The sequence below is a fragment of the Ferruginibacter sp. SUN106 genome, assembly GCF_050611765.1.
Classification (GTDB): domain Bacteria; phylum Bacteroidota; class Bacteroidia; order Chitinophagales; family Chitinophagaceae; genus Ferruginibacter.
This window is the reverse complement of sequence record NZ_JBODJC010000005.1, coordinates 267692-284402: the sequence shown is the minus strand read 5'-3', so window position 1 is coordinate 284402 and position 16711 is coordinate 267692. Positions and strand designations below refer to the sequence as shown.

The 16711-nt window shown below is 41.1% G+C and carries 13 protein-coding genes and 1 tRNA gene; 4 read left to right on the top strand and 10 right to left on the bottom strand.

The features are described 5' to 3' along the window. Positions 1-92: 92 nt before the first annotated feature. Entirely contained in the window at positions 93-356 is a 264-nt protein-coding gene (locus ACQ334_RS20725) for a hypothetical protein (protein ID WP_430990180.1), read from the bottom strand. 476 nt (positions 357-832) lie between these two features. Here ACQ334_RS20725 and ACQ334_RS20720 point away from each other — a divergent pair, with 476 nt between their 5' ends. Further along, a complete protein-coding gene (locus tag ACQ334_RS20720; protein ID WP_430990179.1) occupies positions 833-1060 on the top strand; it encodes a helix-turn-helix domain-containing protein in 228 nt (75 codons plus the stop codon). A 496-nt stretch (positions 1061-1556) separates the two neighbouring features. Further along, positions 1557-2006 (top strand): hypothetical protein, encoded by a 450-nt coding sequence (locus tag ACQ334_RS20715; protein ID WP_430990178.1) that lies wholly within the window; start codon positions 1557-1559, stop codon positions 2004-2006. A gap of 107 nt (positions 2007-2113) precedes the next feature. Here the strand turns inward: ACQ334_RS20715 and ACQ334_RS20710 are convergent, their stop codons facing one another. Both ACQ334_RS20710 and pulA read right to left on the bottom strand, forming a co-directional pair. Next, on the bottom strand, positions 2114-2815 hold the full coding sequence (locus tag ACQ334_RS20710) for a hypothetical protein (RefSeq protein ID WP_430990177.1): 702 nt from the start codon (positions 2813-2815) through the stop codon (positions 2114-2116). A gap of 76 nt (positions 2816-2891) precedes the next feature. After that, on the bottom strand, positions 2892-4856 hold the full coding sequence (gene pulA, locus ACQ334_RS20705; RefSeq protein WP_430990176.1) for a type I pullulanase: 1965 nt from the start codon (positions 4854-4856) through the stop codon (positions 2892-2894). 326 nt (positions 4857-5182) lie between these two features. On the opposite strand from pulA, the gene ACQ334_RS20700 reads away from it, so the two are divergent. After that, positions 5183-5734 (top strand): CAP domain-containing protein, encoded by a 552-nt coding sequence (locus tag ACQ334_RS20700; RefSeq protein ID WP_430990175.1) that lies wholly within the window; start codon positions 5183-5185, stop codon positions 5732-5734. A gap of 61 nt (positions 5735-5795) precedes the next feature. On the opposite strand, the gene ACQ334_RS20695 is transcribed toward ACQ334_RS20700, so the two are convergent. Both ACQ334_RS20695 and ACQ334_RS20690 read right to left on the bottom strand, forming a co-directional pair. Next, positions 5796-6938 (bottom strand): acyltransferase family protein, encoded by a 1143-nt coding sequence (locus ACQ334_RS20695; RefSeq protein WP_430990174.1) that lies wholly within the window; start codon positions 6936-6938, stop codon positions 5796-5798. 661 nt (positions 6939-7599) lie between these two features. After that, on the bottom strand, positions 7600-8649 hold the full coding sequence (locus ACQ334_RS20690; RefSeq protein ID WP_430990173.1) for a Fic family protein: 1050 nt from the start codon (positions 8647-8649) through the stop codon (positions 7600-7602). Between the two features lie 611 nt (positions 8650-9260). Here ACQ334_RS20690 and ACQ334_RS20685 point away from each other — a divergent pair. Next, on the top strand, positions 9261-10085 hold the full coding sequence (locus ACQ334_RS20685) for a reverse transcriptase family protein (RefSeq protein ID WP_430990172.1): 825 nt from the start codon (positions 9261-9263) through the stop codon (positions 10083-10085). Between the two features lie 38 nt (positions 10086-10123). On the opposite strand, the gene ACQ334_RS20680 is transcribed toward ACQ334_RS20685, so the two are convergent. The 5 genes from ACQ334_RS20680 to infB all read right to left on the bottom strand — a co-directional run bounded on the left by ACQ334_RS20680 (position 10124) and on the right by infB (position 16660). Beyond that, positions 10124-10197: transfer RNA gene (locus ACQ334_RS20680), tRNA-Asn, on the bottom strand. Positions 10198-10260: 63 nt separating this feature from the next. Next, positions 10261-10623 (bottom strand): Rieske (2Fe-2S) protein, encoded by a 363-nt coding sequence (locus ACQ334_RS20675; RefSeq protein WP_430990171.1) that lies wholly within the window; start codon positions 10621-10623, stop codon positions 10261-10263. Between the two features lie 77 nt (positions 10624-10700). Then, entirely contained in the window at positions 10701-11894 is a 1194-nt protein-coding gene (gene hflX / locus ACQ334_RS20670; RefSeq protein ID WP_430990170.1) for a GTPase HflX, read from the bottom strand. 253 nt (positions 11895-12147) lie between these two features. Further along, complete coding sequence (locus tag ACQ334_RS20665) at positions 12148-13530, bottom strand: peptidylprolyl isomerase (RefSeq protein WP_430990169.1); 1383 nt, start codon at positions 13528-13530, stop codon at positions 12148-12150. Between the two features lie 175 nt (positions 13531-13705). After that, a complete protein-coding gene (infB, locus tag ACQ334_RS20660) occupies positions 13706-16660 on the bottom strand; it encodes a translation initiation factor IF-2 (protein ID WP_430990168.1) in 2955 nt (984 codons plus the stop codon). Between the last annotated feature and the right edge of the window lie 51 nt (positions 16661-16711).

Below are 16711 nucleotides of genomic sequence, written 5' to 3'. Positions count from 1 at the left end.
GCCTTAACCTAGGTTGGGTTTTTAGGTTTGCGCTCGTACAGACATTTGAGCCATTGAACAAGTGGATTGTGGTAATTGTTATTCACAGGTGATTATTTAAAAGGCAATTTTACAGGTGAACAATCGAAGATTTGCAATTGCTGGTATAGTTTACAACTGTTTAGGGTATCCGCTTTTAAAATGTGGCGTGTTGTTGTTGTTTTTTGCAGGCCATCGATACTATACTGTGCATACATAACCCTTTTGACCAATACTGCTGCGGTATCCTGGTCTTTTATTATCCGGGTTGCGTAGTGGAGCAGCAGGGGATAATAGTATAGCCATGTAGGCGTATTTTCAACAGCCTGTTGTTTCATAATGTTTTATTTGAGCCAATAAAAATGGCTTTTACAAGGAGAAGGTGAGGTATGTGGCAGGGTTTTATAACTGCCAGTACAAAAACTGTATTAATTGTAAGCTTACTGGTGGGATGTATATGATTAAAGCTTTAGCATTACCAGGAGTATGCGTTATTTACCAGAGCTATTTTGCTATAAGAAAATGGCGCAGACCCGACTTACTGCACTGAGGCCCTCGGAAGGCGCTGCCACAATAAGAGAGCCCACGCCAAGACGTGGGCATTCTACTTATTTTCTCGTGGCATTGAAATTTCCGAGGTTTCAGTACGAGACTCTAAGCGAATGCTTCAAATAATTTATGAAGAATCGCAAATATATAAACTAGATCAAACCAAATGTTCTAATTAATCTATAAGCTAAAGATATAATTATTTTTCCAGTGACGTACAGTCATACGTCAAATATTTATGTTATTCAATTGAACTTGTATTTCAGTGAATGATAAAGAAAAGATATTATTGAAGTTTGCAAATAATCTAAAAAAAATTAGAGAAGGCAAAGATTTAAGCATCAGACAACTTGCTGCATCAGCTGGTTTAGAATATAGTCAACTCCAAAGAATTGAAAAAGGTAAAGTAAATTTTGCCTTGACGACACTTATAGCTATTGCCCAGGGGCTGGACGTTGACGTTAGTGAATTATTTGAAAAGCTAAAATTTTAAATATTACGATTGGAAATTCATCCAAAGAAATTATCAGACTTTGATTTGGAGGAAGACCAGTTATTAACTCAATTTATTATCAGCAATTGCCATTCAACTCTTTCAAATTGAATTGGCTTATATAAGTTTCTAATTTTTCCTCGCCCGTAAAACGCATTGATTTCCTAAGTACATTATACTCCATGTGTTAATATAGTTACACATAGAAAGAAAATAATTACTGCAACCCTTCTTTCCAGCCTTTTTACTTCATATTTCAAATAGTTTTTTGCCCGCTTTTGCTGCCGTAAAACCTGCTGTGCAGATGTTTCCTTTTGGGGAGCAGGGGCTTTTTTCAAGGAAGCTGATGGACAATTTTTCTAACGGCCCACCACTTCACAACTCACTCTCCGGCATAATGCAGACAGAGGAGCGTTTTATTTTAACAAATCGTATTAAAACTTAGCCCGCTGTTTGCCTTCTATGGTTGTAATTGTTCATCTTAAAAACAATCATTATGAAAAAGATTTTTACCTGGTTTATTGTAGCTGTTATGGCAGCAGTGCTATTTACCAGTTGTACCAAAGAAAGAATATATGCCAATGATAACAACTACTGGTTTTCGCAGGAACGGGGCGATGTGGTGTACAGTAATAATAGTTGCGGTTACTATGTGGTGGAAACCAATTATGGCTATACCATCATCCGCAACCTGGATGGATTAAGAACCTATGATGGCGATGTGATGTATGGTGACTTTGGCGGATACGGCAGCCGTAATTTTTATAATTACACGGCCGATATTGTTACCAGGGGTACGGTGGTGGAGTACGATCTTTCGTACAGCTCGGCCCAAAATGCCATCGATTATTATTGTCCTTACGGCAAATCAACAGGGACCACCATCAGGGAAAGTGCCAATGCAAAAAGTAAGATTCCCAGGACAACAGCTCCCGTAAATCAATAGTGTATTTTTATTCAGCAACGTCTCTTAAGGAGACGTTGTTTTTTTTAATGCTGCCACCTGGTCTTTTACCAGCGGCGATTTTTTTTTTAAGGTGGGTAATCTTTGCTTTAACAGATGAGCAATAAACGGGGCTGCCCGTTTTTTTCCTCCGGTGCCCGGTGGATACATGGCAGTACCTGGCTTTCGGGATGATCGATGGCCAGCCTCCATAAGTTACCTACGCCTAAGCTTACCGGCAGGGCCCCGGGTGTAGCCTGGTAGTGCAGATCAAAAAAATGATCGCTTAAAAATGCTTCAAACCCTTCTTCTGCCCCACCGTATTGTTTTTTTAATGCGGCTCGTATTTCGGGCACCCACACTTTTTGTTGTGCTTGTGCATTGGGCAATATTTGGCTAGGTGCGCCATAATAAGTGCATAAAAAAGTATCGGTGGGTACAGGAGATCTATCTGCATGAAAGGAATACACATCCGTTGGAAAAAACGAGTTGGCATCATCTCTATCGTAGCACCTGATGAGGTTAAGTACCGGGGCGGCACCATGAGCAGTTAACAGCTGCCAATCATTTAAAATAATATCGCGGGCAAGCTGCCCCTGTTCACTCAACTGCAATGCTCCAAGCTCCTCCTGGTTCAATATATTTATATTTTCATCTAGCGGTATCTTATTAACGATCTCGGCAAAATCTCCTTTTAGTGTACGGTCCCAGCAAATGGCATTTACTGCTCCTGTAAAAGGGGTGGCAACAAGGTCTTTAAAATTGGTGACGCTTTTAATTTGATGGCCGGTGGGAGGTAAATTGATTATCATGGGTGATAAAGGTAGATAATGATTTGGGGAAAGGGACGGTGGATAGAGGAATAGTGGGTAGAGGAATAATTGTTACTTACTCCTTATACAACACCACACACCCATACCCTCCAATCTCCATCCCCTTTACCCCATAGCCAACCATAAACCTGTTATTCACCACCATCGATTTAAACCCCTGCACCAATGCAGTTGGTAACAATTGTACTTCCCCTGTTCCATTAAACCACACCTGTATGGTCTTCCACTTATCCCCCACTGCAGCACCATTGATCTCGTACCCGATCACACCCAGAGGTGCTTCCAGGAATCTAAGGTTTTGTTGTATCTCCAAAGTGGTGGCCATTCTAAAAGCCGGGTGGGCTTTACGCATGGCAATTAAGCCCTGCACATAATTATACACTTCTTTGTTGGTGGTTTTTAAATTCCAGTCGATAGCATTAATACTGTCGCCGGCGTTAAAACTGTTTTCGATACCTTTTTTGCTGCGGAGGAATTCGGTGCCGGCGTGGAGGAAACTAATGCCCTGGCTGGTGAGCACCATGCTAAGGGCCAGTTTGTGCATTTGGGTACGCTGGGCAACAGTAGCTTTAGGTGCGCTGATGGCCAGCTTATCCCAAAGGGTATTATTATCGTGGCACTCGGCATAGCTGATGGTGTTGGCTGGCGTGGCGGCGTAGGGCTTTTTGCTATAGTTTACTTTGTTGTATTTTATTTGTGGGTGCTGGGTTGCGGCAACAATGCCAAAGCGGACGCTTTCGGCTTTGTTGGTATCGCCACTGGCAAAACCACGGTCGGCAGCTTCAAACACAGAGCCTTTAATACCATCACGTATATCGTCGCTAAAAACGGCTATGCCTTTTAGCTGGGCGGCGTTTTGCTTAAGGGCACGCAGGCTGTCGGGCAGGGGGCTGGCTCCTGCCGTCCACCCTTCGCCGTAAATTAAAATATTGGGGTTTAGTTTATGCAGGGCTGCACTTATCTGGTTCATGGTTTCAATATCATGCACGCCCATCAGATCGAAACGGAAGCCGTCGATATGGTATTCTCTGGCCCAATACAAAACGGATTCTATCATAAACTTACGCATCATGGGTTGTTCGCTGGCGGTTTCGTTGCCGCAGGCGGTGGCATCGCTTAACTTTCCGTTTTTGTTGTGGCGGTAATAGTAGCCGGGCACCAACTGGTTAAAATTACTTTGTTCGGTAGTGCCGGTATGGTTGTACACCACATCCATTACCAGGGCCAGCCCTTTTTTATGAAAGGCCTGTACCAGTTGCTTGAGTTCTTTTATGCGTACGGCGCCATCGGCAGCATTGCTGGCATAGCTGCCTTCGGGGGTATTGTAGTTTAAGGGATCGTAACCCCAGTTGTATTGTGGCTTACCGGTGTCGCTTTCGTCTACCGAATTATAATCGAAAAACGGCAGCAGGTGAATATGTGTTACCCCGAGTTCTTTTAAATGGTCCAGCCCGGTGCTTTGGCCGGCGGGGTTTTTGGTGCCGGTTTCGGTAAGGCCGGCGTATTTACCTTTGTGGGTGATGCCGCTGCTGGCGGCTATGCTGGCATCACGTATGTGCAGCTCGTATATAATGGCGGCGGTGGCGTGTTGCAATTGCGGGCCTTTGTCTTTGGCCCATCCGGTGGGGTTGGTTTGGTTTAGATCCACCACCATGGCTCTTTTGCCATTGGTGCCTACGGCTTTGGCGTAGGGGTCGGGTACTTCGGCGAGCCATTTGCCATCTTGTTGTACACAAAAGGTATAATAGCTGCCTACGTAATTACCGCTTAGTGTAGCCACCCATGTACCTTGGGTGGCTTTTTTTAAATCGATGGTTTGTGTGGGTGCGCCGCCGAGGGGCTGGCTGTATACTTTTAGTTGTGCGTTGGTTGCTGTGGGAGCCCATATTTTAAAAGTGGATCTGTTGGGGGTATAAGTGAGGCCAAGGTCTTTACCGGTGTAGATGGGGAAATTGTTGATTTGTGCTTTGCTGTGCATGATGGTTACCATTAAGTACAGGAGTAGGAATTTTAATTTCATTGGTGGTAATTGAGGGGCTAAAGTAAAACATATTAAGAGAATTGACCCGCAGAAAACGCAGAGATTCGCAGAAGGGATTTGCCTGCGGCAAACGGAGTGGAACATATGGACATAGAGGGCATAGAGTTTTTGCCGGCAGCAAAAGGGGTGGCCACAGATTACACAGGTTCCACAGATTTTTGTTTGAGCTGAGGTATAAAATAATTTTGCCGGCGGCCTCTGCGACTCTGCGTGCCCATTTCTTCAATATTAAATTGGATTTAACAGCTTTAAAGAAAACGGGGTGAAGTTTTTGTAATACTTTAGTTATGTAACAAACCTCTCCTATGTTTAGGTTATTGATCGTATTTCTTTTTTCAGCATCCTTATTACATGCACAACCTTCGGCACCGGACAAGGCCAGCCATATTGGTAATACCGGCAGCAAAATAAAACCGGCTGATGCGGAGCTTATTTTAGCCCACCATAATTCCATAAGAACAGAAAAGGGTGTGGGTACTTTAACCTGGAGTACTTCGCTGGCGGCTTATGCCCAGCAATGGGCCAATTACCTGGCGGCTAATAATAATTGCGATATCAAACACCGTGAGGTGAGTGGTGAGAATGGCAAGCTGTATGGCGAAAATATTTTCTGGGGCAGCTCGGCACAGGTATATCCTCCTGTACAGGCTTCTTATGATTGGTATAACGAAAAGAAATTTTATAAATACCGCAAGATAAGTGCAGCCAATTATTTTAAAACCGGGCACTATACACAAATGATATGGAAAGATACCCGTGAAATGGGCGTGGGCGTGGCGGTATGCCCCAATGGTAGTGTGATTGTGGTGGCTAATTATTACCCGGCGGGTAATGTTATCGGGCAGTACCCTTACTGATGCATTCAGCAGTTGGTGCAATACATTTACTGAGCGACCTGCTTTTTATTTTTACATGCTGTTAATTAGTTGTGGTGGCTATATAGCGTTTTGTCAGCCATTTTCTAACCGGTTCATCATATAATTTTAAGCAGGCATAGGCGAGTATAATGCTGGACAATAACACCAGTATTGCCACCGGATAGGCTTTACTTAGCGGAATTTTATTGTTAGCCACCCAGGCAGTGTACGTGTATATGAGCGGGTAGTGCGTAATGTATATGGGGTAAGAAATATCACCTAAAAACTTTGCTATCCCCGGCACATATTTCCCTTTTAATGCTCCACTGGAACCGATATACACAATTAACGGAAACAGGAAGATAATACATACTGCATCATAAAGGCCATTAAGCCACAGGTGCTGTGTACCACCAATTCTTGGGATGGCAAGAATAATTATTACCATGATGCTGCAGATGCCAAAGGCGTGTTTAATATTTGCTGGTTTGCTTATTCTTGATAATAAAAGCCCGGCAAAGAAGGGAAACATCATACGGGTAAAACCAATACGTAATTGCTCCGGCTCCAGCGACCAGCCTCCGATAATATCACCATTTTTACCTGCAACGGCAAGGTATACCAGGGCCACACCTGTTATGAAAACCAATACCGAAAGTGCTTTGGTAGAAAATTTTCTTACAAAGACTGCGTATAAAATATTGGCGATATACTCAAAAAAAAGCGACCAGCCGGGACCGTTAAGCGGATGCATTTCCTGCCAACCCCTGATGTCCATTGATAATGGCACCGGTAGCAGGGTACAACCAATGAGCATCACCAGCAGCATTTTTACCACCGGTACCTGGCTAATGCCGGGCCAAAGTGCCCCTGCCTGGAAGTAGAATGCTATTGCACCTACTATCATCCCTATCACCACCATAGGATGGAGCCGGATGAGGCGCCGTTTAAAAAACCCTTTTAAAGTCATTTTGTGCCAGCGATCGTCGTAGGCATAGCCAATTACAAAACCCGAAAGCAAATAAAAGAAATCCACCGCCATATACCCATGGTTGATAACCTGGTCCTGGTTACTGGTGGCATGGGCTTCAAACAGGTGAAAAATCACAACCATAATAGCTGCCACTCCCCGGAGCCCATCGAGAATACGATAATGACTTTTAGAATCCGGGAAGGCTGTAATGCCTGCATTGGATGAACTCATGTTGCTGTTTTTAGAAAAGGAGGGTTAAATATAACAAACAATGTGTTTATACGACACAATGAAGGGGTATTTTTAGCACCATTGACACAGGGGGTTAACTTTGGCCCGTCGGGTACTGTCACCGGCAGTATCTGTATGGAGGCTTCCGTTGATTACTACCTCAAATTGTAATTATAAAAAAACTGCCGCAGGTTACTTGCGGCAGTTTAAATTTCTTGATTTGTGGTATCAGTTTTAATTGGGATATCAGAAAAAAGGCAATTGACTGATATTGAATTTTTACGGTCTTTTTAATTGGATATTGGAAAACACTTTTGGCTTTGGACAGGATTGGATTTGGATTGATATTAAAACCTATCAATCAATTGCAAAGCAAAGATGGCGCAAATAAACCTGTTGCACAATAGCAAAAGCGCCCTTTATCGGGCTGTTGTAATTACGGCAATTTTTAAACAAATACGTAGGTTTACTATTGATAATCAGGTATTACTACGTACTCATCTTATTATTATAAAGCTTATTTTGCACCCGGTTTTTCATAGGATATTGGATTTTAAACGGGGCAGCATTTCTATGCAGCCCTTTTTTATTTTGCTGTAGTAAAAAACCAGATTTGCGTACAGGCGTTATGTTTGTTGGTGGTGAATTTGTATGTGCAGTATTAGAAATAAGTTTGCACTGCAAATTCAAATTGATTGATAAATATCTTCTTAAAGGGATTGATATTATTTTGTTCGTAGAAGATAAGCATTGCTTTTTTATATTCAATTGAACCAATCGTTCTAAAAGAAATTGGACAGTATTGATTATTAATTAAAATAGCATTACTTATAATTCTCGCTGTTCTTTTATTACCATCTGCAAATGGCTGTATGTATGAGATCAAAACAAGTGCTAAAAGAGCTTTTTCAAATACATTGGCGTTATTATTGATGATATTGCACATATCATTTAATGCTTCTTTAATTTGAAATTCATTGTCTAATGGCTTGTAGTTAGTTCCGGAAATACCAACCCTTCTGTTTCTTACATTTTTAGAAATACCCAGTTCTTTAATTAATATGCTGTGTATATCTTCAATATTTGAAACCGATAATGGATTTATATACGTTGGGTTGGCAACAATAAAATCAATGGCTTCTTTATGATTAAGTAGCATTGTTGCTTCGTCTTTTGTTTTGCCTGTAGCTGTTTCTTTATCTTTTAGCAATCGTTCTGTCTCTAACAAAGAATAGGTATTGCCTTCAATTTGTGATGACTTCCAGCTTAAGTCAATAGCTAAGCGCTCCAATTCGTTTTTATACTCGGCTGATGTAAGTTTCGATGAATTATTTGTATATGTGTTTTCTAAATTATTTAATTGTATTAACTCTTCATTTGTAAATAAAGAGATAGTACTTAAAACCTCTTTTATAAGTACCTGGTTAAAATCATTTCGGATTACCCTCTCATCAATTTCTTTTTCAAAATATTGTTCAACATCAATCGGGCTGATTATATCGTAAAGCGGGCTGATTTTATACTTTGTACTTTTTAATTTACCTGTTGTAGTTATCAGGCCTTCCGCAACTAATTTCTGTAGGGCTCTTTTAAGTGTAGCAATACTGATATTCATCCGTAGTCCTTTCAGTATTTCCTGAGAGGAACATTCAGAATTGGTTTTAATGTATTCGACAATTAAATTACCATAAGTATTTTCAGTATTCGCCATTTTTAAATTTTATAGCTCATAAAAATACACTTTATAGCTCAAAAAAACAATATTTTGAGCTATAATTACCCTAGACATGAGCTATAAATTAAGTTGTCTAACCAGTTATTCACGCTGAATTAACAAGTATCCAATCAGGTTTTCATTGTTTAATGTATTTGGGTATTTTTAATAAAGATCTTTGAAGCCTGATATTTTTCCCAACTCAATTATTAAAGTGTATTCGTTTACACATTCTTCTATATCCTCGCCCTGTGGGGCCTCGGAAATTAAAAAACCAGGGTGGTTAAATTTTATGGATAAAAGCATGAGTTAGTGGCAATATTGGTCTGTGGGCAATATTGCAAAAAAACCTGAATCATTAAAAACATGAAAAAAGGGAGCTCTAAAAAGCAACACAAAAGTATCAGGGTCACACCATCAAAGTTCTTATGCAATTTCAAAAATGATGAACATGTATTATTTGATGAAGTAACCATCCGGGTAAAGTATCGTTCAAAAACAACTCAAACCCCGGATAAAAAAAGGTGGTTAAAAATGTTTAACCCTTCTTTTTGGTTACACTTCGTGAAGGAAATTGTAAATGCTATGTTCTAAACCCTGGTTTTTTTATGATCAAAAGTTTGCCTAATTTATACTCCTTCTTAAGGTTACCTGAAAAAATAGTGAGTTGTATAACCAAAAACATTGGTAACTATTATTTACCAAAACTAAAACCTAAGAAAAAATATGGGGATTTTCAAAGAGATAACTGGGGGAATATAAAATACAGGGAATTATTTGTGCCGGATTTTATTTTAAAGTCAAGACAACAGTACATTGCCCGGCTCTTGAATCAAGTTCACCTACCTCATTATATGTATGGCTCAATAGAAGGTAAAAATAATATCCAAAACGCCCAACAACATTTAAATAAAAAATATTTTCTTACCATCGATTTAAAAAACTTTTTCACCAATATTAATCATCACCAGGTATACAAAATGTTTTACTTACTCGGTTTTTCACCCTCTGTCTCAAGAGTATTAACGCAACTAACAACATATCAGGCATCGCTTCCCCAGGGAGCTCCGAGCTCGCCGGTTATTGCAAACCTCATTTTTTTAAATACCGCCGACAAATTATATGCATTGGCGAAGAGTAATAATATCACTTTCACCACCTTTTTAGATGACCTTACTTTTTCTTCCAATTATGACTTTAAGGATATTGTCCCGAAAATTATTTCATTCATTAGCGATGATCGTTTCCAGGTAGCATATGAGAAAATACATTACCGAAAAGATTATTGTGAGATAACCGGATTGTTTGTTAAAGGAGGCGTATTAGAACTACCATATGTTATGCAGAATAAGGTAAGATTAAACTATTGCCTCAGGGCTTATAAAAACCTGGTTCAGCAGTATAATCAATCTGCTAAAGCTTACCCCCTATAAAATAAAAACTGCCTCGCAAAAAGCGAGGCAGTTTTTAGCTCCCCCTGTTGGACTTGAACCAACGACCCTCTGATTAACAGTCAGATGCTCTAACCAACTGAGCTAAGGAGGAATTTCCCTTTTAAGGGACGGCAAAAGTAAGGCATTTTAGCTTTTGTAAAAAAAATAAAAGCAATTATTTCAGCCAACCGAAGAGGTTATTTTCGGGAAAGCCTGCAAAAACGCCCTCATTTCTTATTTCTACAGGAAAAGTTTTTAAAAAATAACCCTCGCCACTGGTGTTGCGGCCGTTTTGTAAACTGAATTTATAGCGGTGCAGGGGGCAAACGATATTTCCAAGGGCATCAATGTAGCCATCAGCCATAAAACCACCGGCATGGGGGCATTTATGGGTGCAGGCAAAAAGCCGATCTTTATGGAGGGCTACGCAGATGGTTTTGTTGTTTACCTCCACCACTGCAAGACCATTGGCAGAAAAATTAATTTCTGCAATAGAGCCGGCTATTTTATGCCAGGAGTATTTTTTGTTGGCGTCCATTATAATTTGCCCGCAGAAATCACAGAATGACGCAGAAAAGAATACTGTATTTATCTGCGATTTCTGCGGGAATATTCTCAATAAAAAAATTCTGCTTTATACGGATAGCGGATGCGGTATACATCTCTAACGGTATTTAATATGGTTTGTCGCAGCGCATCAATATTTGTTTTTTCTATTGCAGATACAAATACACAGTTACCCTTGGTTTCAATTTGCCAACGCTGTTTTAAATCGTTGAGGATCTCTTTTTTTACATCTGCTTCCAGCCACTGATCAAAAGCTTCCGCCTCGTACTTATCCATTTTATTAAATATAGTGATGGTGGGCTTTTCTTCAATTTTTAATTCGGCCAAAGTATGATTTACCACGGCAATCTGTTCTTCGTACTGCGGATGAGAGATGTCTACCACATGCAATAATACATCGGCTTCCCTTACTTCATCTAATGTACTTTTAAAACTTTCCACTAAATGATGCGGCAGTTTCCTGATGAACCCAACGGTATCGCTTAGCAGAAAAGGGGTTTGTTCAAAAACTACTTTACGGGTAGTGGTATCCAGCGTGGCAAATAATTTATTTTCGGCAAATACTTCACTCTTACTCAGCAAATTCATCAATGTAGATTTACCCACGTTGGTATAGCCTACTAATGCCACACGTATAAATTCGCCCCTGTCTTTGCGTTGCGTAAAAGATTGTTTGTCTATTTCGGCCAGCCGCTTACGTAATAAGCCTATTTTATCTTTCACAATACGCCTGTCGGTTTCAATTTCTGTTTCACCGGGGCCTCTTGTTCCCACGCCGCCGCCCTGCCGTTCCAGGTGCTTCCACATACCTTTAAGGCGGGGCAAAATGTATTGGTACTGCGCCAGCTCTACCTGTGTTTTGGCCTGTGCAGTTTTTGCACGGCTGGCAAATATATCCAGTATCAGGTCACTGCGATCGATGGTTTTTACATTGAGCTCTTTTTCGATGTTCTGAATCTGGGAGCCTGTAAGTTCATCATCAAATATTACAATATTGATATTGCCCTTGAGTAATATAAATTGTTTGATCTCTTCCAGTTTTCCTTTACCTACAAATGTTTTACTATCGGGGTGGGGCAGTTTTTGTGTAAAACGTTTTATTGTTGTAACACCTGCTGTCTCGGCAAGAAAAGTGAGTTCATCAAGGTATTCATTAACCATTATCTCGGTTTGCTCTTTATAAACAAGGCCAACGAGTATACAGTTTTCTTCCCTGGCAAATAATTGTTTTTTTTCTATCAATGTTTATAGTTTAACTACAGGTTTTTATAAATGTTATCTGCCTTTCCAGAGGAATCCTTCGGATCGGCAGATGTTGTTTGCCACGGATTACACAGATTTGCACTGATTAAATGCAATGCTTTATATACGTGTATACTGGTGTACTCTGAGCTTATCGAAGTATCCATGACATTAATTTCTGTTCGGGTACAAAAGTAAAGCGTTCCCCCCAACTTGTTGGAGGGAACGCTTTTTATATTTGAATGCTGTGTAATTAGTTTTTTATAGCCATGTTTGCCGAAGCTGTCCATTTTTTCATTTCGGGGCAACTTTTGTATTCGTCATCCACCATTATAAAGTAGGTAGGTATCTTTTTAGTAAACCAGGCATCCAGTGCATCATTCTTTTTTTCTTCCAGTGCCCGGGTAGCAATCCTGTTGTAATCATCTTTCAGGTTTTCACGATGTGGCTCTGTTTTAGATTTTAAGTACACGATACGAACCCCTTTTTTTCCGCTTTCGTCGGTGTATTCCACCGGCTGGGAGTATTGTCCTACTTTCAGGTCTTTCAGCATCACTACCATATCCTTATCCAGCTGGTCGATAGTTAAGAAACCACCGTTAGGACCCTGCTTCATACCTGCAGTAAACTTACTTTCGTCGTCGTTACTATATTTACTAACCGCTTCGCCAAACTGCATGGTACCGGCTATTAGTTTTGATCTTACAGAATCTAGTTTTTCCTGCGTTTCTTTAATCTCAATCTTTGTAACCTGGGGTATTTTAAGGATATGCCTTACTACTGCATCATCTCCGGAACGGCTTACCATTTGCAAAATGTGATAACCAAATTTTGATTTAAAAGGGGTTGATATCTGTCCTTCTTTTAAAGAAAACGCTTTTGATAACCAGGTTGGGTCAAGGTTTTTCTGACTCCGGTTAATTTCATATTGTCCGCATTTATCTTTACTGCCCGGATCTTCGGTGTAATTATTGGCAATAGTACAGAAGTCTTTCTTTTTAGTTTCAATCTGTTCTTTATACTCTTTTAACTGCTCCACGGCATATTCTTCTGCTTCACGACTTGCTTTGGGAAAGATCACTATCTGGCCTACTTCCACTTCAGTTTCGTATAAAGGCAAACTATCAGTGGGTATTTTATTAAAATATTCCTGTACTTCTTTTGGTGTAATGCGGATATCCTGTACTACTTTGTTACGCATTGCCTGAGATAATTTCTGGTCCCTGATACCTTCTTTAAAATCTTCTTTTAACTGGTATACCGATTTGCCGGCTATTCTTTCCAGCTCATCTTTTGAACCAAACTGGCTGATATAGTTACGGATACGGTTGTCGATATCAGTTTCAATTTCTTCTTCAGTAATTGGCAATGAATCTTTTTCGGCCTGTAATACCAATGCTTTAATACCCATAGCTTGTTCTAAAGTAAGGCAGTAGGCATTTGCCGGTACTTCCACACCCTGGCGCTGCATATCAGCAAGGCTGTTGTCGATGTCGCTTTTTAAAACAATCTTATCTCCCACTACGGCAATGATCTTATCGGCAACTACCCGTTTAGCTTGTGATACCGGTGGTTGTGCTATAGCTGAAGTAAACAGCAGTAATGCAGCAATGATAAATGCGTAACTTTTTTTCATGCGTATCAATATATTTTCAAAAATAAGGAGCCTTTTAATGCAGGCTCCTTTTAATAGTTTATTTAACAAATGTTTGGAGAGAGCAGGAAGAAAGCGTCAAGGGGAATAGCCTCAAGGGATAAGCTTTTGGGCCTGAACAACTTCCTTGCGGCAATTACCCTTGTGGCTTGTAGCTTTACAGCGTTCTCTTCACTTCCACTTCTTCAAATGCTTCCACGATATCGCCTACTTTAATGTCGTTGTAGTTTTTAATGGTTAAACCACACTCCATACTGCTGGTTACTTCCTTGGCATCATCTCTGAAGCGTTTTAAACTCTGCAGTTCGCCGGTAAAGATCACGATACCATCACGTACTAAGCGGATGCGGTTGTTACGGGCAATTTTACCATCCAGTACAAAACAGCCGGCAACGGTAGCTTTGTCGAAGCGGTAAGTTTCCCTGATCTCCACATTACCCAGTATTTTCTCTTCCACTGTTGGTTCAAGCATACCTTCCATGGCGCTCTTGATCTCTTCGATGGCGTTGTAAATAATAGAGTAGAGTTTAATCTGGATCGCTTCATTCTCGGCCAAACGGGCAGCCTGTATTGAAGGGCGTACATTAAAACCAATGATAATTGCATCGGATGCGTTAGCCAAAGTAACATCACTTTCGCTGATGGCACCCACGGCTTTATGAATTACACGTACCACAATTTCTTCGGTACTTAATTTTTGTAAACTATCACTTAAGGCTTCTACCGATCCATCCACATCACCTTTAATAATTACGTTCAGCTCTTTAAAGTTACCCAGTGCCAAACGACGTCCGATCTCATCAAGTGTAATATGTTTTTTAGCCCTCATACCCTGTTCTCTTAATATCTGGCCACGTTTGTACGCTGTTTCTCTTGCATCGGCTTCATCTGCAAATACTTTAAAAGTTTCACCCGCCTGTGGTGCGCCGTTCAAGCCCAATATCAATACCGGTGTTGACGGTGGCGCTACATCAATACGCTGGTTACGTTCGTTATACATGGCTTTTACCTTACCAAAGTTTTGACCGGAAACGATCATATCTCCCTGGTGAAGTGTACCGTTTTGTACCAGGATTGTAGCCACATAACCGCGGCCTTTATCCAGTGAAGCTTCAATTACAGTTCCGTTAGCCACTTTTTCAGGGTTGGCTTTCAGTTCCAGTATATCTGTTTCCAGTAATATTTTTTCGAGTAATAAATCAATATTCAAACCTTTTCTTGCACTGATCTCCTGGCTCTGGTATTTACCGCCCCAGCTTTCTACAAGGATATTCATTGTAGACAATTGTTCTTTAATTTTTTCGGGATTAGCGCCGTCTTTATCCACTTTATTAATGGCAAAGATCATGGGTACGTTTGCCGCCTGCGCATGAGAGATGGCTTCCTTGGTTTGAGGCATTACGGCGTCATCTGCTGCTACCACAATAACGGCAATGTCGGTAACTTTTGCACCACGTGCCCTCATAGCGGTAAACGCTTCGTGACCGGGTGTATCTAAGAAAGTAATAGCACGACCATTTGCCAATGTTACTTCGTAAGCACCAATATGCTGGGTAATACCTCCGGCCTCACCGGCAATAACGTTGGTATTCCTGATATAATCCAGTAAAGATGTTTTACCATGATCTACGTGACCCATGATGGTAACGATCGGCGCTCTTGGTTTCAGATCTTCTTCATTATCGTCTTCTTCGTCTACTTCCAGTTCTGCTGCATCATCAACCCCTATAAATTCTACGTCGTATCCAAATTCGCTGGCCACCAGTTCAATAACGTCGGCCTCCAGGCGCTGGTTAATAGATACCATGATGCCCAGGCTCATACATTTACTGATCACATCTGCAAAGCTCACATCCATCAAATTGGCTAATTCACTTACAGAGATAAATTCTGTTACCTGTAGTTTGTTGCTTTCTTCGCCACCACCTACATTTTCAGCTTGTTCGTCTCTTTTTGCTTTACGGTATTTTGCTTTCAGGCTCTTTCCTCTGCCACCTGCACCGGCCAGTTTTGCCTGTGTTTCTCTTAATTTATCCTGAATCTCTTTAGCATCAATTACTTTATCTTCTCTGCGGCCACCTTGTGCACCGCCGGTATTACCACCTCTGTTAAACCTGTTGCCTCCGCCTTGCTGACCACCCTGTCCTTGTCCGGGTCCGCCTTGCGGCCTCCTGTTTTGAGTATTCTGGCCCTGGCCACCGCCATGTTGTGGCCCGCCGTGGCCCTGGCCTTGCGGACGTTGATGTTGACCACCTTGCTGACCGCCGCCTTGCTGTCCTTGCTGGTGCTGACCACCACCTTGCTGTTGACCGCCACCTTTCTTTTCGATAGGGATGCGCTTGCGCTTGCGTTTGTCTTCGCTTTCTCTTTTTGGCCTGGTATCATTATCTACAGGCAATTCAATTTTACCCAGAATTTTTGGTCCGGTTAATTTATCTGCCTGGATGTTTTCAATAACTGGTGGAAGATTTTCTACTGGTGTGGGTTCTACAACCGGCGGAGCAACCACTACTTTGGGTTCTTCTTTCACCGGTTCTGCAGGTTTTTTTGCTTTTTTAGCTTCAACCGGTTTCGGCTCTTCTGCCTTAGGCGCTTCTTCCTCTTTTTTCCTGGTTGATTTTTTAGGCCTGGTAGATGAATCTATTGCATCAAGGTCTATTTTATCCAGCACTTTTGGTGCTTCAAGCTCGGGAGCTTCTATTTTTGTTACTTCAGACCTGGCAGCTACCTCTTCTTTTTTCTCTTTTTCTACCACTACTTCAACTACTACGGGTTCCGGCTCAGGGGCTTTTACAGGTTCAACCGGTTTAGGTTCTTCTGCTTTAGGTTTAGCCGCTTCTTTTTTCTTTATAGAAAGGTCTTCTTCGTCTTTTTTCTTTTTCAGTTCTGCCGATCCTTTTGATAATTCTACCTGTTCTGCCTTTTGTTTTGCCGCTTTATCCTGCTGAAACTCGGATTGCAAAACACGGTACATGGGTTCCGAAAGTTTTGAAGTAGGTTTTAATTCATCACTACTAAATCCTTTGGACACAAGAAAGTCTACAAGGGTAGCCGTTCCTATGTTAAATTCTTTGGCCGCAGCCATCAACCTTGGTGTATTTACTTCTGACATTCGTTTGTTTTATTCTGTGCTTTTTGCTTTTCTAAATTATCAGACAGCGTG

Bases quoted from the DNA above. Each gene is read 5' to 3' on its own strand.
- ACQ334_RS20665 (WP_430990169.1), bottom strand. From the start codon at position 13,530: ATGAAAAAAAGTTACGCATTTATCATTGCTGCATTACTGCTGTTTACT.
- ACQ334_RS20700 (WP_430990175.1), top strand. From the start codon at position 5,183: ATGTTTAGGTTATTGATCGTATTTCTTTTTTCAGCATCCTTATTACAT.
- ACQ334_RS20685 (WP_430990172.1), top strand. From the start codon at position 9,261: ATGATCAAAAGTTTGCCTAATTTATACTCCTTCTTAAGGTTACCTGAA.
- ACQ334_RS20725 (WP_430990180.1), bottom strand. From the start codon at position 356: ATGAAACAACAGGCTGTTGAAAATACGCCTACATGGCTATACTATTAT.
- ACQ334_RS20715 (WP_430990178.1), top strand. From the start codon at position 1,557: ATGAAAAAGATTTTTACCTGGTTTATTGTAGCTGTTATGGCAGCAGTG.
- ACQ334_RS20690 (WP_430990173.1), bottom strand. From the start codon at position 8,649: ATGGCGAATACTGAAAATACTTATGGTAATTTAATTGTCGAATACATT.
- ACQ334_RS20710 (WP_430990177.1), bottom strand. From the start codon at position 2,815: ATGATAATCAATTTACCTCCCACCGGCCATCAAATTAAAAGCGTCACC.
- ACQ334_RS20675 (WP_430990171.1), bottom strand. From the start codon at position 10,623: ATGGACGCCAACAAAAAATACTCCTGGCATAAAATAGCCGGCTCTATT.
- infB (WP_430990168.1), bottom strand. From the start codon at position 16,660: ATGTCAGAAGTAAATACACCAAGGTTGATGGCTGCGGCCAAAGAATTT.
- ACQ334_RS20695 (WP_430990174.1), bottom strand. From the start codon at position 6,938: ATGAGTTCATCCAATGCAGGCATTACAGCCTTCCCGGATTCTAAAAGT.
- pulA (WP_430990176.1), bottom strand. From the start codon at position 4,856: ATGAAATTAAAATTCCTACTCCTGTACTTAATGGTAACCATCATGCAC.